Annotated in this window: 19 protein-coding genes and 2 tRNA genes; 12 read left to right on the forward strand and 9 right to left on the reverse strand. The window is 56.1% G+C overall.

The window, feature by feature from the left end:
• Window positions 1–4: 4 nt before the first annotated feature.
• Both VFE46_16220 and VFE46_16225 read right to left on the reverse strand, forming a co-directional pair.
• On the reverse strand, window positions 5–1045 hold the full coding sequence (locus tag VFE46_16220) for a hypothetical protein (GenBank protein HZZ29545.1): 1041 nt from the start codon (window positions 1043–1045) through the stop codon (window positions 5–7).
• A 37-nt stretch (window positions 1046–1082) separates the two neighbouring features.
• Window positions 1083–1982, reverse strand: coding sequence for a hypothetical protein (locus VFE46_16225; GenBank protein ID HZZ29546.1), 900 nt, complete (start codon window positions 1980–1982; stop codon window positions 1083–1085).
• A gap of 404 nt (window positions 1983–2386) precedes the next feature.
• On the opposite strand from VFE46_16225, the gene VFE46_16230 reads away from it, so the two are divergent.
• On the forward strand, window positions 2387–3313 hold the full coding sequence (locus tag VFE46_16230) for a right-handed parallel beta-helix repeat-containing protein (protein ID HZZ29547.1): 927 nt from the start codon (window positions 2387–2389) through the stop codon (window positions 3311–3313).
• A 34-nt stretch (window positions 3314–3347) separates the two neighbouring features.
• On the opposite strand, the gene VFE46_16235 is transcribed toward VFE46_16230, so the two are convergent.
• Entirely contained in the window at window positions 3348–4397 is a 1050-nt protein-coding gene (locus VFE46_16235; protein HZZ29548.1) for a lysylphosphatidylglycerol synthase transmembrane domain-containing protein, read from the reverse strand.
• 132 nt (window positions 4398–4529) lie between these two features.
• Here VFE46_16235 and VFE46_16240 point away from each other — a divergent pair.
• From VFE46_16240 to VFE46_16250, 3 genes are all read left to right on the forward strand, one after another.
• Window positions 4530–4602 (forward strand) — tRNA-Ala (locus VFE46_16240).
• A 149-nt stretch (window positions 4603–4751) separates the two neighbouring features.
• Entirely contained in the window at window positions 4752–5861 is a 1110-nt protein-coding gene (locus tag VFE46_16245) for a hypothetical protein (protein ID HZZ29549.1), read from the forward strand.
• An 81-nt stretch (window positions 5862–5942) separates the two neighbouring features.
• A tRNA-Lys gene (locus tag VFE46_16250) sits at window positions 5943–6016 on the forward strand.
• A 188-nt stretch (window positions 6017–6204) separates the two neighbouring features.
• Here VFE46_16250 and VFE46_16255 read toward each other — a convergent pair.
• Together VFE46_16255 and VFE46_16260 are read right to left on the reverse strand one after the other, a co-directional pair.
• Window positions 6205–6483: a hypothetical protein gene (locus tag VFE46_16255; GenBank protein HZZ29550.1), complete on the reverse strand. Its 279-nt coding sequence runs from the start codon at window positions 6481–6483 to the stop codon at window positions 6205–6207.
• Window positions 6480–6725, reverse strand: coding sequence for a hypothetical protein (locus VFE46_16260; GenBank protein ID HZZ29551.1), 246 nt, complete (start codon window positions 6723–6725; stop codon window positions 6480–6482). The genes VFE46_16255 and VFE46_16260 overlap by 4 nt, the downstream gene beginning before the upstream one ends.
• A 244-nt stretch (window positions 6726–6969) precedes the next feature.
• Between VFE46_16260 and VFE46_16265 the strand changes: the two genes are divergently transcribed.
• A complete protein-coding gene (locus VFE46_16265; GenBank protein ID HZZ29552.1) occupies window positions 6970–7683 on the forward strand; it encodes a Crp/Fnr family transcriptional regulator in 714 nt (237 codons plus the stop codon).
• A gap of 742 nt (window positions 7684–8425) precedes the next feature.
• Window positions 8426–10129, forward strand: a complete 1704-nt coding sequence (locus VFE46_16270) for an efflux transporter outer membrane subunit (GenBank protein HZZ29553.1) — start codon at window positions 8426–8428, stop codon at window positions 10127–10129.
• A gap of 19 nt (window positions 10130–10148) precedes the next feature.
• Here the strand turns inward: VFE46_16270 and VFE46_16275 are convergent, their stop codons facing one another.
• The gene (locus tag VFE46_16275; GenBank protein HZZ29554.1) at window positions 10149–11768 is read right to left on the reverse strand and encodes a DHA2 family efflux MFS transporter permease subunit; all 1620 of its coding nucleotides are present in this window, start codon (window positions 11766–11768) and stop codon (window positions 10149–10151) included.
• A 27-nt stretch (window positions 11769–11795) separates the two neighbouring features.
• A complete protein-coding gene (locus tag VFE46_16280; GenBank protein HZZ29555.1) occupies window positions 11796–12959 on the reverse strand; it encodes an HlyD family secretion protein in 1164 nt (387 codons plus the stop codon).
• Window positions 12960–13392: 433 nt separating this feature from the next.
• Between VFE46_16280 and VFE46_16285 the strand changes: the two genes are divergently transcribed.
• From VFE46_16285 to VFE46_16295, 3 genes are all read left to right on the forward strand, one after another.
• Window positions 13393–14052: an SOS response-associated peptidase gene (locus VFE46_16285; GenBank protein ID HZZ29556.1), complete on the forward strand. Its 660-nt coding sequence runs from the start codon at window positions 13393–13395 to the stop codon at window positions 14050–14052.
• 46 nt (window positions 14053–14098) lie between these two features.
• Entirely contained in the window at window positions 14099–14998 is a 900-nt protein-coding gene (locus tag VFE46_16290; protein ID HZZ29557.1) for a hypothetical protein, read from the forward strand.
• 415 nt (window positions 14999–15413) lie between these two features.
• Window positions 15414–15794 (forward strand): response regulator, encoded by a 381-nt coding sequence (locus tag VFE46_16295; GenBank protein ID HZZ29558.1) that lies wholly within the window; start codon window positions 15414–15416, stop codon window positions 15792–15794.
• Window positions 15795–15997: 203 nt separating this feature from the next.
• Here the strand turns inward: VFE46_16295 and VFE46_16300 are convergent, their stop codons facing one another.
• On the reverse strand, window positions 15998–17149 hold the full coding sequence (locus tag VFE46_16300) for a hypothetical protein (GenBank protein ID HZZ29559.1): 1152 nt from the start codon (window positions 17147–17149) through the stop codon (window positions 15998–16000).
• A gap of 85 nt (window positions 17150–17234) precedes the next feature.
• Window positions 17235–18194: an SgcJ/EcaC family oxidoreductase gene (locus tag VFE46_16305; GenBank protein HZZ29560.1), complete on the reverse strand. Its 960-nt coding sequence runs from the start codon at window positions 18192–18194 to the stop codon at window positions 17235–17237.
• Window positions 18195–18564: 370 nt separating this feature from the next.
• Between VFE46_16305 and VFE46_16310 the strand changes: the two genes are divergently transcribed.
• The 3 genes from VFE46_16310 to VFE46_16320 form a co-directional block, all read left to right on the forward strand.
• Window positions 18565–19737 carry a DUF1559 domain-containing protein gene (locus VFE46_16310; protein HZZ29561.1) on the forward strand — a complete coding sequence of 391 codons (1173 nt, stop codon included), beginning with the start codon at window positions 18565–18567 and terminating at the stop codon, window positions 19735–19737.
• A gap of 29 nt (window positions 19738–19766) precedes the next feature.
• The gene (locus VFE46_16315) at window positions 19767–20171 is read left to right on the forward strand and encodes a hypothetical protein (GenBank protein ID HZZ29562.1); all 405 of its coding nucleotides are present in this window, start codon (window positions 19767–19769) and stop codon (window positions 20169–20171) included.
• 466 nt (window positions 20172–20637) lie between these two features.
• Window positions 20638–23532 (forward strand): calcium-binding protein (locus VFE46_16320; GenBank protein HZZ29563.1); only part of this gene is annotated, 2895 nt, incomplete at its 3' end.

The following is a 23532-nucleotide window of genomic DNA, read 5'->3' on the forward strand; positions in this document are numbered from 1 at the left end:
GCTTTCAGCGTCGCGCCGTGGCCATTTCTTTTCGATTGCTCACCGTAGTGGCAGCGGAACTGGACGCTTGCGGCGTGCTGTTTCGAGCGACTTGTCCGCGGAGTGTTTCCGGCGCAAGGAATGCCAAGCTTGCCACAATCATCATCACGGCAAAGCTCACCGAGCCGCCAATCACCGCCAAAGCGGCCCACATCAATGCGCCCAGTACCAGTAAAATGGGCCGGGCCAGCGGATTCCAAATTAAAAACACAAAGCACAATTCATAAATCAAAATGGCATGCGTAAAGAAATTCACGATGTATTCAAACGCCAAACCTATTCGGCTTAATCCCGTCAAGTCGATCAATCGAGATTCGGGTCGGGCCATCAGCCACCACAGGGCGGTTCCCTGCCACCACGCGGCCCCTTGTAACTGGGCAATGATCATGGCGGCGTAAATCAGCGTCAAATGAATTTGCAGCAATCGAATGGCAACGGTTGCGGCGCTCGACCAGTAAATTTCGGATTCGGCCGTTCGGATGGCGCCCACTTCTCGCTGACGACGCCGGCGTCGGAGCCAAGCATCGATCGAAAATTTGGCGCCCGAGGGACCCAAGCACAAATAGAACATGACCAGCGCCAAAACTTCGTCCACCGGCCGCATCATCATCGGCATGCGGTGAATGCACGACAATACATACACCAGCGATGCCACGGTGGCCACTCGGCTGAATAATCCAATCAGCATCATAACCAGTGCCGCCAGGCCCAGCCCGTAAATCAACCACAACTGCGAGGGCGAACCGGTCCAATCGAACAGCGAGAATGCGGCTTTCGAGGCGTCGCCTGATGCTCCTTGCACAAGCTGTGCTAATTCAGCAGACAGTAATCCATTGGGCCCAAACCAGCTTTGCAAGTCGGGCAGCAAACTCAGGTACCACCATAACGCGACCACTGCCGTCAGCACGCGAATCAGCGACAACACAATTGCGTCGCTGGGCGCGAACCAAAATCGGGTCCAGCCCGCTCCAAATCGGCTGCCAGCGGTGCGAAGGTAATTTCCCATACAAACAAATCGCTATGATCTGATCAAAGAACGGCTGCTAATTCGGTTTTTCGGGGGGCAAGGTCAAATCATTTCCGTCGCCATTCAAGGGAAGCGGCAATTTTCGATTGGTGTTGGTGGAGCTGGACCCACTTTTGCCCCCCGGCGGGCCCGGCGGCGTATCCGTAGAAGACGAATCACCAGCCGGCGGGTTTTGCAGGCGGCTGCGGCCACGCGGGCCGGTCACCGGGGCTACGTCGCGCTTGGCCTCGCCCAAATCGTGGACTTCCCCCTGCCCCAAGCTGTTCAGCGTTATATCGCCCGCGTAAACATTGGCAAACGTGCGGGCATTGTTTGGGTCATGCAGGCCAGGGTCGTCGGCTCGGGCTTCTTCCATCGACAGCGGCTGGTGGCGGCGAATTTGCACGCGCACCTCTTTGGCCCCATTCTGCTCTAATAAATTTTCACTAATTTTTGTCAGCAAGGTTTTATCGGGCGCATCCTCATAAAACTGCATGGCCAATGTCCGCACCAAGGCTTTATATCGCAAGCGCTGTTCGCCGTGAGAATCGGCCGGAGGAAATTGCCGCGCTTCGGTGTGGCCGTCGGGATAGGTTAACGTCAGGTCCACTGTGTGGTCGTCATCGGTGGAATCGCCATACGATAGCCAGTAATCGTGCGGGGTATCCAGGCACAACGCATACATGTATTGGGCCAGAACCGGAGTGGATTTCAGCGCCAGGAACAACTTGGAATCGTTGGGCGAATCGATATCAACCACCGGAGGCGAAAGCAGCGCCGGAGCGTTCGGATTCCACGTTAGCGCCAGCGCCACGCCAAACAAATGAAACAAAATAAACAGCGTAACCAAAGCCCGAACGGTTTCGTTGGGCATTTTTGCCGTCGGCGGCGGCAAATTAGGCTGCGTGGCGGCGGGGGAGGACGGAGAGGTGCTCATCGCATCACTTCAGGAGGGTGTGCGGTGCATTGGCTAGCTTCCACCACAATGTTGTGCATCGACTGGCCAAAACCGCAGCCTCGAATCTGCTTTCTCCCCTTTGCGCAAGCCGTACAGCCTGCATCGGGCGTATAGCCAGCGTGCCAATCATCGCCGGTACATCCCACATGCTACACTTTTCTAGCAAGTTTTTCACCGGCTTGCTAGTTTTGAATTTTCCTGGTAGCGGGCCAGTTTGATTTTTCAGGGTGGCTGGGGTCGAACGAAATGAGCCCCCAGTCGCAGAAATTCCGGGGGCTCGGCGACACTCGACCCCGGCCACCCAAACTGTTTCCATCAAATTGGCCCACTACCATTTTCCTCGCGCCGAAACGAACATGCTCAACCTAACTTTCCTTGCGGGTGTGCTCCGATCGAAATTTTTGGCGGCTGGGGCCGTTTGCTTCACGATTGCCACAGCCAGCGCCCGCGAAATCTATGTGAACAACGCTTCCGGCAGCGACTTGCTGGACGGCGCCGCCACCTCGAACGTAAATCCTGGCCAGGGGCCCTTTCAAACCATTGCGAAAGCATTGCGCACCGCCGGGCCGGGAGACCACATTATTTTGGCCAATACCGGTCAGCCTTACCGTGAGGCTGTGTCTCTGGTGGGCAGCCGGCTGAGCGGAACAGCCTATCAACCGTTCACCATCGAAGGCAACGGCGCCACGCTGGACGGCACAACCCCTGTGCCGCAAAACGCTTGGGAATGGTTTAGTAACGACGTCTTCCGCTTCCAGCCGGAAGGAAAGCAGTTCCAACAGTTATTCCTCGATGGCCAGCCGGTGGCGCGCCGGCCGGCCGCCGGAAATGGCACGAATGAAAAAGTTCCAGCGCTGGAGCCCAAGCAATGGGCGCTGGTCGAGGGCTGGGTTTATTTTCGAGTAGAGCCCGTCACGCTCCCGCAAAGCTATGCGATTTCTTACGCGGCGCTGCCCGCCGGATTAACGCTTTACAAGGTCGGCAATGTGGTCATCAGCAATTTAACCATCCAGGGCTTCCAACTCGATGGCGTTTATCTGCACGATGTCACCGGTCCGTGCGATTTAGTCGGGCTGAACTGCCGCTGGAACGGTCGCAGCGGAGTGAATGTACTGGGCGTTTCACAAACGCAGCTCGTTTCCTGCACGCTGGACGGCAATGGGGTGCATCAGCTCCAGCTCGATAACTACAGCGACTGCGATCTGCGCAACTGCCAAATACAGGGAGATGCGGCTGCCCAGTGGCAAATCGGGAAATTCTCCAAGCTATTTGTCAATGGCCAGCCGCTCCAATCGGCCCCGTCGAAATAGCTGGCCGGTTGATTTCGGTGAATTTCGTGCGACTTTATCTCGCCGGATCTCCTGTGACCTTCCCGCCGCTGCTTTCCGCTGCCATTTCTGCTTCCACTTTGTGCATCATCGCCGAGACTTCGCGCCGGTTCACGAAGTAAATGACCGCCCCCACCATGGCAATGGCAATGGTGACCAAGCGGTAACCTAGCGATACCAAAAAGCCAGCGCCAACAATCGCCGCAGTTCCCATCAGTTGGAGATACATCAATTCCACCAGCGCCTCGAACGTCCCCAGGCCATTGGGCGCCAGCGGCAGCACGCCGGTGATCATCGCCATGGGCACCACCACCATGTGCTCGCCCAAAGAAGGCGCGTTGCTCAGCAATCCGCGCGCAATCAACCAAAATCCAATTGCATACAGCGCCTGGGCAATAATCGTCAGCACCACGGCAACCGGCAACACGGCCCAATGCCGGTAATACATTCGAGAGGCGCGATTGATCCGCTCGATGAATCGGCCCACCCGGGGCAAATCGTGCAACCGCCGAGAAATGGGTCCTTGCGAGAAACCAGGCATTGCCGAAACCACAACCAACACGGTGCTGATGCCCGTGCACCAAAACATCACTCGGCACGCCAGCCGCACGTCTTCCGATTCGAAGTGCCACATGCCGGTGAATAAAATCGCCCCGGTGGCCAGCAGAAACAAACCGTACAGGCCGGTCATTCGATCGACCAGCACCGTGAGCGCCGCTTCGGTTCGCCGGCCGGGTTGCTCACGGGCCAAAAAACCGGCCTTCACGAAATCGCCGCCGACCCCGCCGGGCAGCACAAAATTCCACAAGTAACCCAAAAATCCCAAGCGAACGGTATCGCGCAGCCGCAGCGGCAAGTCTACCGCACGCACCAGAAAGTGCCAGCGCAAAATGGTCACCAGCGTGGCCGAAAAAGTGATTGCCGCGGCCAGCGCCAGCAAATCCCAATGCTTGGGCTCAGCTAATAGTCGAGACAAACTTTGATCCCGCACGACGCCGCTGACTAGCCACGCGATAATCGCCGCGGGAATCAGCCATCGGCATAAATTCCAAAGCAGTTTTTTCAAACGATTTACACCTTTACTGGAACACGGAAGCCGCTGCCGCGATTGACAATCCGCCGCCCAGTCAGTTACTGTTTGTAGTTTGCCACACAGACGAGCCGATTTTAATTTCTACTAGATTCCTGCGAAACACCAGGGGGATTAGCTCAGTTGGGAGAGCGCTTGCATGGCATGCAAGAGGTCAGGGGTTCAAGTCCCCTATCCTCCACTTAAAATCCACTGCCTGAAATCCACGGCTTTGGAAATCGGCCGCTGGGAACCTGGGAACCGTAGAAAGGGCTATCTTGCATCGGCCAGCCAGCCTGTTTGCGTGAGCTAAACTTGCAAGGCTGATTTTCCCTTGCCACCCGGTTTCGCTTGCTCATGCACACCAATAGTCCCGTCAGTGGTTTTGCGCGTCTTTCTCCCTTCGCAGCGCGCAGCGTATTGGCCATGACCGCGGCGGTTGCCGTTTCATTTGTAGCGATCAGTCTATCGCCCCTGGCCGGCGGTTTTGTCAGCCAGCATCCCACGGGGCCCGGCGACGTGCCGTTGTACCTGGCGGAAATTCAACGCATATCACACGGCGAAGGTTACTACGAAGCCGCCAGTCACGAGCTGCACGCCCGCGGTTATCCTACGCTCAGTCCGTTCAACTGGCGTACGCCGCTGCCGATCTGGCTCTTGGGAAAACTCCCCAACGAAGCTGCAGGCCGATTGCTGATCGGCGCGTTGGCGTTGATGTTGTTAGGTTTGGCACTGGCCGTGATTGCCCGCGACGGAGGAATACTGCGCGCCCTGGGTTGCGGATTGATTATTTCCGGCGCGTTGCTTCCCGGCTGGCTGGAGCAAATTTATGTGATGCCGGTGGTGTGGGCCGGCATTTTGATTGGGCTTTCGCTGTGCGCCTATGGATTGAACCGTCCCGGCTGGGGCATCGCATTGGGACTGTTGGCCATTGTGCTGCGTGAACTGGCGGCGCCTTATGCTGCGGTTTGTTTGGCGCTGGCGGTGTGGGACAAACGGTGGCGCGAAGTGTTGGCCTGGGGTCTCGGCCTGGCGGCGTTCCTGGCGTTTTACGCTTGGCATGCGCAGCATGTTATGTCGCTGGTTCAGCCGGGCGATCACGGCCACGCAACAAGCTGGCTGCAATTTGGCGGCGCGCCATTTGTGATTGCCACCGCGCAAATGAACGCTTACCTGCTGCTTTTACCTCAGTGGGTAAGCGCCGTTTTTTTGCCGCTGGCAATGTTGGGCTTTGCCGGTTGGAACACGCCCACGGGCCGCCGCGCCGGATTGGCCGCTTGTGCGTTTGTCATTTTCTTTGCGTGCATTGGGCAACCGTTCAATCAATATTGGGGATCGCTCATCGCGCCGCTGTTGGCCTTAGGCGCCGCTCAAGCTCCGACAGCAATTTCTGACCTCGTCCGCCGCAGCCGCGGCCTGGCTTGCTACCCGCCCGCGACGTTTGCCAGTGTGAACATTTGACCTCTGGCGGCTCTCTGTTCGATTGCGGCCAGTGCCTTTCTCATTGGTCGCCAACTTGCTACAGTAAGGCTCTTGTGCGGCGAGACCGTAGCTCAGGCCGGTAGAGCAACGGACTTTTAATCCGTAGGTCCTGGGTTCGAATCCCAGCGGTCTCACTGATGTTTGCGCTATCCACTAGGGGGAGGTGATCATAGCGCGCTGCTCTGGGTGGGAACGTGCAAGCGATGGGCAGGAAAAACACTGCTGAAGACAGCAGCGGCGCTCGCGCGCGGGAAGAGCTGGACGCAACAGATCAAGAGCGGGAATTGCGCCGCTATGTGACGCGAAAGCAATGGCAACGCAATCAAGCGTGCTGCGCAAGTTGATTTCTTTTCGCCTTCAGCGCCGCCCAGTGTTCCTCCGTGGCGGGCACAATGTAACTTAGTTTGCGTTGCGCCAGCGATTTACCACCCAGCGAGGCATACATTCGTCCGTCAAAGAGTTGAACGTAGACGGGTCCAACGAATAGAACGCTCGCGATTTCTAACACTTCCGCCGCGGGTGAATTCTCATTGGGCATAATCGCGACGTGGCTGTTACGCTCAAGCATCGTCACGGGTTCTTTCGCATTGCGTTCTGTCATAAGCCACCTATTGCTGATAATTGCCCATTGTGATATTGCCCGTGGTGCTCCTCAATTTTTTCTTCGCACTTACCGATGGCAGTATCCCGATCAAGAAGCGGCTCGGTGGGGCTGCCTTGATTCGCGCATTGCTTGCATTCCCAAAAGGCAAAGAAACCACCTAAGCGGCGGTAAACGCTGATGGAATAGTCGATGCCATCCCGCGAAAGTGCACGGGAAATCACAAAAGTAACGTCTGACATCGTGTCACTCTAAACCAAGAAAATTGCCCAAAAATGTCCCAACTGCCGCTGTCTTTCCGTTGCTGCTAAGCGGATAATTACATGTTACCGAACTTTCGGATGCGTTCTGTGCGGTACCGTACAGACGCATTCACTCTTTTGCCTTCTCATAGGAACCATCACCCTCGACGTCAGGCGGCGCGGTAGGCCGTCCATTTCATCGGTGGTTCTTTCTAGCCAAGGTCCGAAGGACTCAGGCCTACCGATGAATCATGAACCCGCGGAGCGGGGGCGTAACCGGCTTTTAAGTCGGTTGCAACCGCAAGATTACGCGCGGCTCTTACCGCAATTACGAAGCGTTATTTACGAATCGGGGCAGCTACTTTACGAAGCCCATGCACCGGTCGATTTTGTTTACTTTCCCAACGATTGCGTGTTGTCAGCCGTTGCGGTCTTAAACGATGGTACGGGAATCGAAGTTGGAACCATCGGCAACGAAGGGGCTGCCGGGCTCACCGCCTTTATAGGCCCTTCCGTTTCGCCAACACGAATGTTAGTCCAGATTCCAGGCGGCGGAATGCGAATGGCTGCAGAATTCCTGGAACAGGAGGCGCGAGCCAATCGAACGCTGCACGATTTGTTACTGCGCCATCATCACGCCTTCCTGGCGCAAATGACGCAATCGGTGGCCTGCAACGGCGTACATCCGCTGCTTAAACGTTGCTGCCGCTGGTTGTTAATGACCCACGACCGGGTAGGAAAAGACGAATTACCGCTGACCCATGAATTTCTGGCATTCATGCTCGCCGTCCGGCGGCCTGGCGTGACAGAGACCTTGAATAAGCTGGAAGATCAAGGACTTATCACGAACAGCCGCGGCATGATCCAAATCGTGGACCGTACCGGACTGGAAGCGGCTTCGTGCGAGTGTTATCGAGTTGTCCAGGAGGAATACGAGCGGCTGTTAGGCTCGGCATAAATTCTGACGTGGCGACTCTGTACGATACCGTACAGTTCGTATATAATCAGGGCGTTCCTCCTTTCTCGGATGGCCACGCCCTTGGGGATCGTGCCCACATTCGGGTGCCCTCTTTAACCGTCTTGCCCATCCGCCTTCATAAAGGGCTGGGATATGGGCGAGGTAAATACCGACCTTCGCTGCCCGAAGTGCAATTCCGACCATATTGCTTGGCATGGGATTGAAAACGATAGTCGCCAGTCCACTCCCGCTGGAAATTTTAGCGAGCCTGCCCGAAACCCAGCGGCAGTCATTCACAAATGGGAATGCTTCAAATGCGGAAACAATTTCCGCGAACGTCTGGAATAAGAATTGCGCCTGTCGTCTGTCGTGGATCGAGGCGCTTTCCGATTGGCAGGAGATACCGTTGCTTCGCCTAGATAATTATGTCCATTCGAAAAATGATACTGGCTTTTGTGGTCGGCATACTCGCCTCCATCGTGGTGATGGCCCTCTAGAATCGCAGTGAACGCGCAGCATTCTTTGCGCGGCCGTTAAGCTTTATCTAGCCGTGCAGCCAAGTGGTGGTCTCTGCTAGCACCACGCGTTTTGTTCGCTCAAGTCAGCCATGTTGCCGCATCGAAATTGATAAGGGGTAACACGTTTGTTGACTGTGGCGAACGTTCCTCGGGCGCCTGCTTTTCCAACTGCGCAGCCGAGCCAAAATTTTCACGCCAACGGGCCTTCCGCTTTTCTGCAAACTATGAATGCGCAGCCGCAAAGCAATGAGGCCAATGAAACAGCCCGCTCACTGGTGCGCACAGCCTCTAAGTTAGCGGTAATCTGCTTGCCGCGACTGGTTCGCTTTCGAAATGTGGCTTTCGTGGCGGTCGCGCTAACGGCCCTTAGTGGCTGCACGACGAGTTTTCCCCAATGGGTACACAATGGCTTTAAGGTGGGGCCGAATTATGCGCCTCCTGCCGCTCCTTTGGAGGCACAGTGGATCGATGCCACCGATCTACGGTTATTGACCGGACCCGTGGAAATTCGCGAGTGGTGGACAGTGTTCAACGACCAGACGTTAAACGGATTGATCGAGACGGCATATCGGCAAAACCTTGATCTCAAAACGGCCGGCCAACGCATTTTGGAGGCCCGGGCACAGCGGAACATCGCGGCCGGAAATTTGTTTCCGCAGTCGCAAAGCGCCGATGCGCTGTATGCCCACGCCCAATTGCCCGACAACGGCGCGTTGGCATTGCCGAGCACTCTCAACTTGTGGGCCACGGGTTTTAATTTATCGTGGGAGCTCGATTTTTGGGGCCGCTATCGACGCACTGTGGAAGCTGCCGATGCCGATTACGACGCCCGCGTTGAAGATTATCACGATGCAATCGTTATGTTGCTTTCGGAAGTTGCGACCAATTATGTGCAAATGCGAACATACGAGCAGCGATTGCAGTTCGCAGCGCAAAATGTGGAGATTCAAAAAGGATCGACCCAAATTGCAGAAGAGCGCTTTACCAAAGGCGTGGCCACCGAATTAGACGTTCGACAAGCGCGTTCCAATTTGCGGCAAACCGAGTCGTTGATTCCGCCGTTGGTTACCGGCCGCTGGCAGGCTGCCAACGCCTTGTGCGTGTTGTTGGGCATGCCTCCCACAGACTTGGCAATACAACTGGGCGCGGCGCCCATTCCAAAAGCGCCTGCCGAAGCGGCCGTGGGGATTCCTGCCGAATTGTTGCGGCGACGCCCTGACGTGCGAAAGGCGGAACGGAAAGTTGCTGCGGAGTGCGCGCGCATTGGGGTGGCCGAGGCCGACTTGTATCCGCGGTTTTCGATCGATGGGTTTGTAGGCGTAACGGCCAATCAAATTAGTCAGTTGTTTGAGCCCAGCAGCTTTACTGGAATTGTTGCGCCTGTGGTTCAATGGAACATATTGAACTACGGCCGAATCATCAACAACGTGCACGCACAAGACGCCCGGTTTCAAGCGTCCGTGCTGCAGTACCAGCAAATTGGGCTGACTTCACAGCGCGAGGTGGAAAACGCCCTCGTGGGCTTTTTGCAATCTCAACAACAGGCCGTGAGCCTGGAGCAAGGAGTCGGGGAGACATCGCGCTCGGTCGCGTTGGTAACGGAGCAATTTCAAGGAGGGCTGACCGATTTCAATCGGGTTTACAACACTGAGTCGTTATTGGTGACACAGCAAGACCAGCTGGCGCAAACCCTCGGCAATATCGCCGCGAATTTGATTGAAGTGTATCGTGCCTTGGGAGGTGGATGGCAATCCTTTGACTGCCATTCGCCTCCGCATGCTGAAAATGTAGTTCCTAGCGCCGTTTCTTCCGTGAAGCCGCCGGAGGAAATTTTGGCCCCCGAAAAACAGGTGCCGCTGCCGTTGATTCTGCCTGCACCCCAGGACGCGAAAAGCCCGTCGCCTGGCGCTGCCCCGGCCAAGCCTTAGCTTGCCCGCGCGAAATCGCTCAATGCATTGCCACTTGGCCCGGCTGCGATTTGCGCAAGAGGAACACCACGGGCACAATCAGCAGCGCGGCCCAAGCGAGCAGATAAAAAATATCCAAGTAGGAAAGCATGCTCACCTGACGCTGCATGGCCTGATTCAAAGCCGCCAGCGGTGTTTTGTCGCCGTGCGGCACCAAGTGGCTGATATGACCAATGGCCTGCCGATAGGTCGCGTCGAATGGGGTCAAGTGTTCGACCAAGCGAACTTGATGGAATTGGCTCCGACGGGCCAGCCATGTTTGGGCCCAGGAAATGCCGATGCTGCCGCCCAGGTTGCGGGCCAGGTTAATTAGTGCCGAGGCATTATTGTTTTTTCCCTCGGGAAGCCCGACGTACGCCACGGTGGTGACCGGCACAAACAGAAATGCAATTCCGGCCGCCTGGAAAATCCGCGCCCAAACAAAGTGGGCGAAATTGACATCGGTATTGAAGCCGGCCAGATGAAACATTGCCAGGCACTCAATCATCCAACCGAAGGCGATGATGACACGCGCTTGAATTCTTCGCAAAAGGATTGCGACTACCGGCATCAGCAACATGACGCCAATTCCGCCTGGAGTAATGACCAATCCGGCTTGCGTGGCGGTGTAGCCAAATACTTCCTGCACTAATTGAGGCAGCAGTTGGGTGGTGCCAAACAAAATAAAACCGACTGCAAGCATGATGATGTTGGAAGCCAAAAAGCCGCGATTGCGCAATAGCGGCAAATCGACAACCGGATCCCGGCACGTTAATTCACGGATAACAAGCAGCACCAACGAGACCACGGAAATCACGCTGAAGGCGACGATAAAGGTGGACGAAAACCAATCGTCGCGCTGGCCTTTGTCGAGCACAACCTGCAAGCACCCCAGGCCAATTGCCACCAGGCCAAAGCCGAGGTAGTCGACGTGAATGCCGCGCGCCCACATTTTTTTGCGGTTTTCTTTTTCGGCAGGCGGCTCCACCAGAAAGAAATAAGTTAACGCCAGCGACACAAGGCCCACGGGCAAATTGATAAAAAACACCCAGCGCCACGAGTAGTTGTCGGTGATCCAGCCGCCCAGCGTCGGTCCAATAACGGGCGCTACCACCACGGCAACTCCGTACAGCGCAAACGCCATTCCGCGTTGTTCGGCGGGAAACGAATCGGCCAAAATGGATTGCTCGCTCGGAGCCAGCCCCCCGCCGCCAATTCCCTGCAGCACGCGGAAAAAAATCAACAGCTCCAACGAGGGCGCCATGCCGCACAAAAACGAACTGACGGTAAACATCATGACGCACGCCATGTAAAACCGTTTGCGACCAATCACGCTCCCCAGCCAGCCGCTAATCGGCAATACAATGGCGTTCGAAACCAAGTAGCTGGTGAGAATCCACGTCGATTCATCCACCGAAGCGGCCATGCTGCCGGCAATGTGCCGCAGCGATACATTGGCGATGCTGACATCCAGGACTTCCATGAATGTCGCAATCGACACAATCACAGCAATGGACCACGGACTGCGTCCGCCAGCCAGCGACAAGGGCAAATCTTGGCCACCGCCGCGCGGTTGCAATTTTGTTCGGTCCGCCGGCGGATGTTCCGATTCAGATGACATTGGTAGCGCTCGTCATCGGGAGGCTCGCTATTGCTGGCCCGTTGCCTTGGGACCATCTACTTGAGCGGTCGTCGATTGCATTTGCGACGAGCCGGTTTTTCGAATGCTAACCGTGGGAATAACCGACATGCCCGGGCCTAACACCATGTCGTCCGGAATCGGTTGGTCGAAGGCAATTTTGACCGGAACGCGTTGCACCACTTTAACGTAATTGCCGGTTGCGTTTTCCGGCGGCAGCGCGCTGAACCTGGCTCCGGTTCCGCGCTGGAAGCTATCGATGTGGGCCTGAAGCTTCCGGCCAGGGTACGCATCGAAGGTGATTTCGACCGACTGCCCGCTTCGCATTTGAGTCAATTGCGTTTCTTTGAAATTGGCGGTGACCCATAAATTTGGATCGACCAAAGCAAACAGCGGCTGGCCCGGTTCAATATAATCGCCCAGCTCCACGGTGCGGTGCGTGACCCGGCCCTGAATCGGCGACACAATTTTTGTATACGAGAGATTTAGTTTTGCCTGGCCCACTTTGACCAACGCTTGCTTGACATCGGCTTGGGCACTCGCCAATTGGGCTTTGGCTAATCTGATTTGCTCGGCCGCAGAATCTGCCCGGGCTTTCGCCGCTGCGGTCTGCGCCACGGACGACTTGGCGGTAGCCGCGGACGAATCGAGCGTTTGCTGGCTTACCGAACGAGGCGTGAGGCGGTTATTTCGCTCGTAATCTTGTTGGGCGTTTTCGGCCGTGGCCTGCGCAGCCAGCACTTGAGCATCGTCGGCGGCAGCCTCGGCAATGGCCGCATCGACCCGGGCCTTTCCCTGCGCTTCCGCTCCCAGGGCCGATGCCGCCGCCGCCTGGGCATTGGCTAAGGCGATGTCGTAGTCGCGTGAATCAATTTCCAGCAACGTATCGCCTGCATTCACCAGCTGGTTGTCGTCGATCAAAAGTTTGGCAACGTAACCCGATATTTTTGGCGCGACTTGCACAGTGTGGCCGTCGATAAACGCATCGTCGGTCGATTCGAATTGTCGCGCGTACAACCACCACGCCGCGCCGACAATCACCACGACGACCACTCCGCCGATGAGCCCGAACATTAAGAACGGCCGCTGGTAGATGGGCTTACTGGGACGGCGTTTTTCTTTTCCCTCGTCGCCGTGTTCGGACTTCTGCGGATCGGCAGGTTCGTTAGACATGGGGACAGCAACACTGTATTAGAGAATGGCAAATCAGGCGGATGAGCGCTAACGGAGATTCCCTTGAATTGTAATTACCGTTGCTCTTAGCCGCTCTAATAGCAGGTGTTGTGCCCAGCGACTTTTTCATAGTGCTGATCGTAAACCAGCGAAATTCGTGGCAGTTTTGCGACCAACATGATTATCTTTCTGTCAGTCTTGGTTTCAAATCCCAATGGCCTGACTGATGTTTGCGCTATATAAATCTTCTAAACCATAATGATCGTTATACTAGATTGCTCGAAGCCTACTTCGACCATTTGGTTTCTCCGTTGATAAAAATAATCTTGGCGTTCTGCGATTTGCGTTGAGAGGTCTGGCGTATTGATCTTTTGTCAGCAAAGCAGCAACAGTATGCTGGACGTTTGGACAGTTCCAAAACTATAATTTTTATATGTGCGGACGATTCACACTACGCCGGCGGTTGAACAACATACTGCAAGAATTCGCTGCGGAGGTTCGGGGCGAGCCATTTGAGCTATTCGGGCGATTTAATATCTGCCCAACGAATCAAGTGCCGCTAATTCGGCAAACGGATACCGGCCGCGAACTGTCAACAGTGCAATGGGGCTTCGTGCCATCGTGGGCCAAAGACGCCAAACTCTGCCCGATCAATGCGGTAAGTGAAACAATCGCCACAAAACCAATGTTCCGCAGTGCAATTAAAAAACGTCGCTGCCTGGTACTCGCAGACGGCTTCTACGAATGGAAAAAGATACCGAAGAAAATTAAGGGCGACGCGCCGTGGCTGTTCCAGGTGAAGGGCGGCGAACCGTTCGCGTTTGCCGGCGTTTGGGAACGGTGGGGAAAATCGTTGGAATCATGCGCGATTCTAACAACTGCTGCAAACGAGCTAATGGCCCCGATTCACGACAGGTTGCCAGTCATTTTATCGCCTGGCGACTACGATGCCTGGCTTGATCCGGCAATGAATGATCCAGACAAGCTCACCTATTTTTATGAGCCATTCCCAGCCAGCGAAATGTCAAAAGTGCGAGTTAGCGCTTATGTGAATAAGGCAGGCAATGAAGGTGAAAAGTGCATTGAGCCATAACAGGTCAAGTGAGAAATCCTAAAAGAATTTTCATATTACGTGTGAAATGTCCATTCCTCGATTTAAATTAACCGACGACTCAATCGTCAAGCGGCTGCGCTGGGTCATGATTGCCGCAATGCTGTTCAGTATGTACAACACGTTGGCCGGGCAGCCAGCACGTTTTTGGCTCAATCCTGAACAAGCGATCCGCGGCGACGGCCTGCGCCTCCACAATTCCGTCAATCATACTTTTGAATTTTTCCTGAGCCGGGGCTGGCAGCTTTATGCGCTCTCTTGCCTGATTTACATGGCGCTGGCGTTCGTTGTCGTGTCCATCCTGCCCCGGAAGGCGGCGCTGGTGGCCGGTTTGTCCGTCATTTTTGGCCATTACTACGGGTCGTGTAACTGGTTGGCCGTGCGCTGGCATCTGGGTTTTGACGGCGTGGGCTTGTACGCCCTGCTGTTGAGTGCGGCGATTGCCTGGGTGGTTTCTCCGATTCCCAACCAGACGGGCGATGAAATCCTCCGGCGGCTCCGCTGGGTGATGTTTGGCGTGATGCTTTTTGATCCGATTCTCACCCTGATAGGCCAACCTGGCTCGTATTGGGCGCATCCAGAAACCGTGCATGAGGCCAACGGGTTTTGGCGCTGGTTCATGGTGCGGGGCTGGTCGGATTTTGTGCTGATGCACCTGCTTTACGACCTAGGCGCGTTTTGGCTGGCCTCAACTCTTCCGAGACGTTATGCGGTGGTGATAATTTTCGCATTTACATTTGGCCATTTTGACGGCGCATCGAATTGGTTGTTCTACGAATGGAGACTGGGTATCGAAACGCCGGTCATTTACGGAATCGTTTTGAGTTCGATCATCGTTTTCCTTTCATTTCGCCGCAGCAAAGAACCAAATTCTATGACTGAGAATTCGCCCGCGTCGACGGCTGCCGCCCGTACGGTCTGCTGTTGAGGATATGAAACCTCACCGTGCGGCGTCGATAAGAGCCATCATCGCCCGGCGGATGGGCGTTGGGCAGCTTGGGATAGACGGCAGCGCCAAGACGCCCAGCACGAAGGTGCTTGGCTCGGGGACGGCTGCTCTCACTGATGTTTGCACGATCTATTGGGGTGCGGTGATCATAGGGCGCTGCTCTCGTGGGAACGTGCAAGCGATTGGCGGGAAAAAACACTGCTGAAGGCAGCAGTGGCGTCCGCGCGATTTGCTGCGTGTTGCCGATCCGTTTGCAAACAACAGGCAACGGGGTGATCCTTGTGATAACCCATGGGTGCGACGAATCGCAGCGTGGCACGGAAATATCTGAGGCGGCGGGGCCATTGAAAGGCTCGGGCAACTGCATACGATTTATGCGGGGAGGGCTTCCGCAATGAAACTGCGTGTCTTGATCGTGGATGACAGCCGGGATGCGTTGCATCTTCTTGATCGTTTAATGGCTCATCACGACTGCGAAATTCGCACCTGCCAGGATAGCGTAAACGCTGTGCAAACAGTGCAGGAATTCATACCGCACGTTATTTTTCTGGACATTGCAATGCCCGGCTTAGATGGCTTCGAGGTGGCCGAAGATTTGCACGACCTTAATCTGCCAAATTACCTGCTAGTTGCGCTTACCAGCCACAGCGATGAACCACATCGCAAGGAATGTGAAGCATCCGGCTTTGAACTGTTCTTATCCAAACCGGTTTCCATTGAGGACGTTGGACACGTAATTCAGTTGGCAAAAAAGCGGTTTCTAGCGACAATCTGACGCGGTGGGCTTTAACAAAACCGCCGTCTAAACACCAATCGCCCAAACACAAACGCGGCCAGCACAAAAGTGCTGTGTTGCGGTAGGGCTGTTCTCACTGATGTTTGCGCTACCATTGGGAGCCGGCAATAACAGGGCGCTGCTGATAAGGCAACTCGCCGGCTTGCTGGGCTGTTTTTATTGCCGCCGCCATGAAAATATTCTCATGGTTGTGATCCGCTCTGCTGCTGATCGGCACGCACCAACAGCCACTGCTGCGTGCGATCGCCCCCAAAGTGAACCAACACCGGCGCCTCGGGCTTGGTGAGATTGTAAATGCCCGTATCGAATACCCGGTCGTTCGATTTGCCAATCGTCCAGGCGGCCCGTTGATTTTTCTTGTCGACCGAGCCGTAGACCGGCGTGGTGGTATCCATCAGGCCGTCATAATAATTGCCGCGAATGATGCCCTGCTTGTTCAGCGCCAACTGAAACAAATTGTTGGAGGTGGTATCGCTGCCTTGCACCAGCGCGAACACTCCCAGCGGCTGCCAATCTTCGGTGGTGGGTGCCGCGGCCTGCTGACCGGCATCGGCCAAATTGGTGGCCAATTGCGCGTACTGCTGGGCCGTGCACACATCCTGGCCGTCGTAATACACGTCGTTGTTCTCGTAAACAATGTTGTTGCCGTAGTCGTAATACGCCGGCGGTCCGGTAAAAGCGCACCAGGAAGTGACAACCGGCCACGTGGCCCAGCGCCAGGCGGCGCCGGTGCCCCAACCGGCCGCAAACCAGCAGCCCGGGTGCGCGGCATACCAGTCGGGATGAAAGCAATTGTAATAGTTGAAATTGTTGCGCACTAAGCCGGCGCGATTGGCAACATCGGCGTGCGACCAGTTGTTCGTCACGTGATTAAAATTCGCCGCATTGACGTTTGAAAACCGGCCGAGCCCGCCGTCGCCGGCAAAGCGGCTGTTGGCGTATGCGCTTTGCCATCCCCGGTCACCGGCATTGCCCGCCGCAGCGCGATCGCCAATATTGCCGGCCGCAGCGCGGTCCCCGTTGAAATTTCCATAACGATTGCCGCCGTAGCCGCCGAAGCGATCGGCACTGAAATCGCCGCCGCCAACGTTGCGGTCACCGCCAAAGTCGCCGCCGCCGAAATTCCGATCTCCGCCAGCGTTACCGCCGAAATTGCGATCTCCACCCCCAAAATCGCCACCGCCAAAACTGCGGTCGCCGCCGCCGCCGAATCCACCGCCACCGCCACCGCCGTGAAATCCTCCGCCGCCAAAGCCGCGGCCCAAAGCATCTCCGCCCAGACAAACCAATCCCACCAGCGTGGCCATCCATAGCGCTGCAATGTGGCGTGACATATCAATCAACTTTCTGAAAGTGTGAATTCGTTTCGCTCGTTGAGAAACAAGCACAGCGCCCTTGCGCGGGAAATCAATCTCTCGCTCACTTACTCTCCGTTACGCGCGTCAGTTTGATCGGCAGGCTGTCGGGCAACAGTTGGCCGCCCACCTTCCGACTGACGGCGCGCCAGGTGAAATTGTTGTTATCGACCCGGGTGAGCACGTATTCGGCCGTCAGGTCTTTGCCGTCGCTGGTGAGGCCCGTAGCGTCGATCAGCCAGCGGTAGCCATCGCGCTGCCATTGGGCCCGGCTTTGGCTGCCATCCTGATTGCTGTGCCAGGAATGAAATCCGCCGCGGCGGGCATCGTAGCCGATTTTAATCGTTCCCGATGGTCCTGCAACTTGTCCCGCGCCGCCGCTTTTACCCACGGGCTTGGCCGATATTTTGGCCAACAAAAGGGGCTGCTTGTCGTCCCAAGCGAACGAGAGATTCATCTCCTGATCTTTGGAACTCCCCTGCCACTTGCCAACCAGCCAGTTCAAATCATCCAGATGATCTTGTCCGCCGCCCCATTCCCGGCATTGGGCAATTTTCCATTGACCTCCTTCGCGCACGTCGATAGCGGCATAGCGCGTGGTGGTGGGAAGTTCCCGGGCCGCGCTGCTTTCGTGCAAAATGCCTTCCTCCACCGCCACGTCAGGCGTCAGAAAGCGAACCGATTGCACGTCGATATCTATTTTGCCTCCCTTTTTTTCCGCGAACTGCTCGGTGTAGGCCTTCTCAATAGCATCCCGGCCGCGGAGCACTTCGTTTTGATCATCCTCGTATTCGCCGTTGGCAACCCACATGGCGGCGATGGCTTTGGCATCCCCCTTTTCAAACGCGCGAGAAAATTCCGCCGCGCCCGCGCGAATGGCGCTCTCGTCTTTGCTCATTGGGTTCGGGCTGGCGCTGGGCGATGATGCATTTGCTTTCGGCGCTTGGGCCAGGGCATTCTCTGCCGCATAAGGAAACAGCAAACTTGCCGCAGCGAAAAGTAAAACGAATTTTGTTCGGAACATCGTCAGATACTCAAATAATTTGTGTTTTTTAGCGAGCCGTGCAATGGGCCGCACCAGTTGCCGTCATGGCAGCCAGTGCCGTCATGATAAACGATTCCGGCGGCCCGCAAATAGCCCGACTGCGTCAGTCGCGAAGTTCGCCATATATATACATAGCCCGACTGTGTCAGTCGGGCGGGGCGTGCCTGTAGTCGAACGAAGCACAGCCCAGCGTGTCACAATTCCGGGGGCTCGCTGCGCTCGACCCCGGCCACCCATCGCCCAACTGACTATCGACCATCACCCGTCGCCCGGCCGCCCCATCGAAAGCTTGCTTTCCACGCAGATTCAAGCTTATAATGCCCGCGGCAGGCCAAAGCTTCTTCAGGGTATGCTTGGCCTGCTTGGCGCCGAGGCCGATGCCAGGAAAGTTGCAGCAGACGGTCGGGAAAACCTGGTGGGGGGTTGGTATCTTATCCGTGGGAGCGGCTGCACCATGCAACCTCGTTGGGTAACGAGCGGGCTATTTTTGCGCGCGCTAATTCCGGCCACACGCCGAAATCAAAGACAACACTTCGCGAAGCGGCATTCGGCCTTCACGCTGGTCGAGCTGCTGGTGGTCATTGCCATCATTGGCATTCTTATCGCCCTGTTGTTGCCGGCCGTGCAGGCGGCGCGCGAGGCATCGCGCCGGGCCCAATGCGCTAATAACCTCAAGCAACATGGCATCGCAATCCAAAATTACGTGAACGTGTACAAAAAACTCCCGCCCGGCCGCTATGGCTGCGATGGTTATCGAGGGGACGAGTGCGCTATTGCCGTTAATCAAGTGCAATACTACTGCGATATGAGCGCCTGGGTGCTGCTGCTGCCGTTCCTGGAAGAACAGCAGCTGTACAACATGCTTAGCCCGTTCGATTCGCAGCGGCTACTGACCGAAGATCCAAGCCTGCAAGACTGGACAAACAATCTAAACAAGCTGAATGGCCTGGCAGAGCGGCCGGCCGTTTTCGTCTGCCCCAGCAGCATGACTTTGCCCTTTCCCGATGGTCAAACGGCAACTGTTCCCACTGCTGGCAAACCCATCTATACAACAGGCACCTACGCGTTTGTGCACGGCATGAACGGCCCGTACCCAAGCTCCAATCCCCTTTCGAGTATTGATGCCACCACGGTGAAGCTGCACAACACCGGCCCGTTTGTCTATTTGTTAACGAGAAAGTTCACCGACATTACTGACGGGCTCAGCAAAACTGCCTTCGTCGGCGAAATTCGTTCCGGCAACACCGCGGCCAGCAGTAATAAGTGGTGCATGGCCAACCGCTTTCAAGATTCACTCCGCACCACCGCCTCGCAATTGAACACGACGCCGGGATCAATGATCGTCCCCTTTTATAACGATGCTGGGACAATCGAGACGGGCGGCTTTGGCAGCGATCATGTTGGCGGCGCAAATTTTCTGTTTGGCGACGGTCACGTGAAGTTCTTTACCGACACCGTCGATTTCAAAAATTACAATGCCATGGCCACAATCAATAAGGGAGATTCGTTCAATCTCCAATGATACGCCTCTGCAATCAGCGTTTGGCAGCCGTGGCTGTTTTTTGGGCACTGGCAGTGACCGTCGGCTGCAGCGACGGCCGACCCACGCGCGTGCCCGTTTCTGGAAAAGTGCTCATTGACGGCAAGCCGGTGACGCACGGTTACGTTTTGTTCGCGCCCGATCATTCTCGTGCCGCCACCGGCGCGCTGGACAAAGATGGCAAGTTCGTTCTCTCCTGCTTCGATTACGGCGATGGCGCGGTGCCGGGCGTGCATCACGTGGCCGTGATTTCTTTGGAGCAACTTAGCGCGTCCGAAACGAAATGGTTTGCGCCCAAAAAATATGCCGACCCCGCCACCTCCGGCCTCACGCAGGAAATCACCGGCCCCACCGATTCGGTCGTCATCAATCTCACCTGGGACAACCAACCCGGCCCCTTCACCGAACGGCACTAAGTCCCGCGAAGCTTATCCGCGAGCCGAATAGCCAGCGCGCCAGATTTCCTGGTTGGTATTCTTCAATTCGCACATCAGCCAACTCGACGCTGCAAATTCGATTTTGTGTTAGGGCTGGATGATATTTCATTTTTTTACCCTCTCGCTGCGTGACAAGCCGCTTGCGCGCGTTAGCATGTCGCGCATCACCAGTCGGCAACTCCAAAAGGAGGGGTGGGCCGGCGCTGGGTGAAATTGGTTTGGAGCGCCAATTTTTCTAAAAGGCATTTCTTTAACAGCTACCTGGGAGGTGGATCATGCGTTTACCGCTGCGCGCTTGGAAATCGACCTGGAGTGCCCTGGGTTTCCAACTGCAAAAGCGATCGGCCAAGCCCAAGGGGTGCGCCGAGCGTGGCCGCATCACCGCCATCGAGCCGTTGCAAGACCGCGCCATGCTGTCGGTCAGCACCTCTTGGATGGGAACGACATGCTGTTCGGCAGCGATGGAAGCGAATCCGGGACCGACAGCGACATCCTCTACGGCGGCGCTGGCGACGACCTGCTCGTGGGCGCCGGCGGCGATGACCAGCTCTACGGCGGCGACGGCAACGACTACCTGTACGGCGAAGCGGGGAACAATTATCTCGATGGCGGCGCCGGGAACGATTACCTCTTCGGCAGCGATCCAGATGCCTCCGGGACCGGCAGCAACATCATTTACGGCGGCACCGGCGACGACCTCTTAATTGGCGCCGGCGGCGACGACCAGCTTTACGGCGGCACTGGCGCCGACTACCTGTACGGCGAAGCCGGGAACGATTATCTCGATGGCGGCGACGGAAATGATTATCTCTTCGGCGGCAATGGAGATGGCCAGGGCGCCGGAAACGATATCCTGCACGGCGGCGCGGGCAACGATTACCTCGTGGGCAGCGACGGCAACGATCAGGTTTACGGCGAAGCCGGCGATGACATCCTCTTCGGCGAGAATGGCGACGATACTTTGGACGGCGGCGATGGCGTCAATTCTCTCTACGGCCAGGCGGGCAATGATACCGATGTTTTCAATCCCGCCACCCTGAGCTCGGCCACCGACTACATTGACGAAGCCGGCAATGCCGACAGCGATACCCTCGATTTCAGCGCCTTTACCGATGGCATTACCGTGGACCTGAGCAGCACCTCCGCCCAACCCATCGATAACGCCAATTCCTCGCTGCTGTCGCTCACGCTGTATGAAAACAATGGGGTTGAAAACACCCTCGGCGGCAGCGGCAACGACACCCTCACCGGCAACACCCGCGATAATTATTTGTTCGGCGGCGATGGTGATGATACGCTCAGCGGCGGCGATGGGAACGACTTCCTGGAAGGGGGCAAAGGAAACGACAGCCTCACGGGCGGCGACGGCGACGATACGTATATTTTCAATCCCGCTAACAGCTCCACCGGCTTGCTAGGCAGCGACACAATTACCGAGTCGGCCAATACCGATTCGGACACGCTCGATTTCAGCAACTTTACTGACGACATTATTGTCTATCTCAACACCACTTCGTCGCAAACCGTCGATAGCGGCGTCCTCTCGCTGACTCTCTCCAGCGACACCGGCATCGAAAACGTCGGCGGCAGCAGCGGCCAAAATACAATCACCGGCAACTCTCGCGATAACATTTTGGATGGCCGGCTGGGCACGACCGACTCGCTAATCGGCAATGCTGGCAACGATATTCTCTACGGCGGTTCGGGAGACGACACGCTGGAAGGGGATGCCGGCAACGATGTCCTGTATGGCGGCGATGGCAGCGACACGCTGCACGGCAACGACGGGAACGATTTCCTCTACGGCCAGGACGGCGACGATCACCTTTACGGCGACGCCGGCGACGACCGCCTGGAAGGCGGCACAGGCGATGACGATCTCCACGGCGGCACCGGCGACGACACCTACGTGTACCGCTGGAATTCTGGCGAAGATAGTCTGGGAAGCGATACCATCGATGACAATACCAGCGAAAACAACAAGCTGGACTTCTCGAACTTTTACGCCACCGATTACGCTCGTCCCGATCCCACGGACACCTCTGATTCCCAAATTGTTAGCGACGATCAAATATCGATCCCAGTCGACGATGGTGACGATCCAATCTTTACCAACTTACTCGAAATCAAATTCAGTACCGCCGATACGATCAACACCTTCACCGACCCAAACACATTCACCACTTCGGTCGCCGGAGTGGCAGCGGGCCAAACGGACGCTGATACGTTCCAACTATTTGCCTACGGCGTGCAAGGGACAAATGACCATCCCGTGACGTCGGTTAACTTTTACGACGATGTCAATAACGATGGCATTTTAGATAGCGGAGACCAATTGGTCGGGACTGATACCGACGGCAGCGATGGTTGGTCTACGGATTTGACGTATGATGATAGCCAACAAAGTTGGACATACGATGATGGCGGAAGTCCGACGCCAATACCATCGAATGGTCCTGATACTCAACTTTTTGCAGCAGCCGCTAATGATGATGGCGGAGGGACGCCTAGTGATCCCGCTACAATCAACCTTGCTATGATAGTTCCCCCACCGATCGCCGCCCCGTATTTGAAACGGCAGAACAATGATTACGGCATCGCGGATAGCGCTGCCGCTTCTTCGTCTGGTACTACGGTCGTCGGTGGATTCCCGATTTCAGACGGCAAGAGTGCATCAACGAGCGACCATCAGCGATTTCTAGCCGCTTCGGCTGAACCGTTACAAGGAGCACAAATCCCTGCAAACATACTAGGAGATACAGGCAGCGCTACTGCCACAGCAGCCACCACCGCAGTTGTTAGCGGAGACAAGCGCGTCGGAAGTAACATTTTTAGCTTCGACGTTTCAAATTCTAACGCTATAGCAAGTGTTTCCGGTAGCAACGGTGCCTTCACGCAAGCGGTCGCGGGCACGGGAACCGGCTTACCGGCGCTCAACCCCGACTATTGGGACGTCTACCCAGGAGGCAACCGACAAAATGCCTCGTGGGATGTGGTGATATCGGGCACGATTACATTCTACTGGGTAGATCCTGTTCTCACGACCGGGGCGTTTGCCGATAGCGCGACGGGATTTAGCATTCAGCTTACAACCAGTGATGGTGCTTATATAAGTTTTCAAATCAATGCAGATAATAGTAGTACTGGCAATCCCAATCCAGAAACGGCTGGAGTCGCTTCAAGTGGCGCCGGTGCGGCAATTCCATCTGAGATTTGGAAGGTCAATCCTTGGCTCGGTCCTACAACGGTACCATTCACTTTCCACATTACAACCAGCCAAAATGATCCTGGTTGGATTTCCATACAAAGCCTAGCACACTCGCAAAACGTTAGCGCGACA

It is taken from the genome of Pirellulales bacterium, assembly GCA_035656635.1.
In the GTDB taxonomy this organism is placed as follows: Bacteria; Planctomycetota; Planctomycetia; order Pirellulales; family JADZDJ01; genus DATJYL01.

Excerpts from the sequence above, each read along its gene's own strand:
- VFE46_16265 (HZZ29552.1), top strand. The coding sequence starts at position 6,970 with ATGAATCATGAACCCGCGGAGCGGGGGCGTAACCGGCTTTTAAGTCGG.
- VFE46_16295 (HZZ29558.1), top strand. The coding sequence starts at position 15,414 with ATGAAACTGCGTGTCTTGATCGTGGATGACAGCCGGGATGCGTTGCAT.
- VFE46_16260 (HZZ29551.1), bottom strand. The coding sequence starts at position 6,725 with ATGTCAGACGTTACTTTTGTGATTTCCCGTGCACTTTCGCGGGATGGC.
- VFE46_16275 (HZZ29554.1), bottom strand. The coding sequence starts at position 11,768 with ATGTCATCTGAATCGGAACATCCGCCGGCGGACCGAACAAAATTGCAA.
- VFE46_16255 (HZZ29550.1), bottom strand. The coding sequence starts at position 6,483 with ATGACAGAACGCAATGCGAAAGAACCCGTGACGATGCTTGAGCGTAAC.
- VFE46_16270 (HZZ29553.1), top strand. The coding sequence starts at position 8,426 with ATGAATGCGCAGCCGCAAAGCAATGAGGCCAATGAAACAGCCCGCTCA.
- VFE46_16280 (HZZ29555.1), bottom strand. The coding sequence starts at position 12,959 with ATGTCTAACGAACCTGCCGATCCGCAGAAGTCCGAACACGGCGACGAG.
- VFE46_16310 (HZZ29561.1), top strand. The coding sequence starts at position 18,565 with ATGCTTGGCCTGCTTGGCGCCGAGGCCGATGCCAGGAAAGTTGCAGCA.
- VFE46_16305 (HZZ29560.1), bottom strand. The coding sequence starts at position 18,194 with ATGTTCCGAACAAAATTCGTTTTACTTTTCGCTGCGGCAAGTTTGCTG.
- VFE46_16290 (HZZ29557.1), top strand. The coding sequence starts at position 14,099 with ATGTCCATTCCTCGATTTAAATTAACCGACGACTCAATCGTCAAGCGG.
- VFE46_16225 (HZZ29546.1), bottom strand. The coding sequence starts at position 1,982 with ATGAGCACCTCTCCGTCCTCCCCCGCCGCCACGCAGCCTAATTTGCCG.
- VFE46_16220 (HZZ29545.1), bottom strand. The coding sequence starts at position 1,045 with ATGGGAAATTACCTTCGCACCGCTGGCAGCCGATTTGGAGCGGGCTGG.
- VFE46_16300 (HZZ29559.1), bottom strand. The coding sequence starts at position 17,149 with ATGTCACGCCACATTGCAGCGCTATGGATGGCCACGCTGGTGGGATTG.
- VFE46_16285 (HZZ29556.1), top strand. The coding sequence starts at position 13,393 with ATGTGCGGACGATTCACACTACGCCGGCGGTTGAACAACATACTGCAA.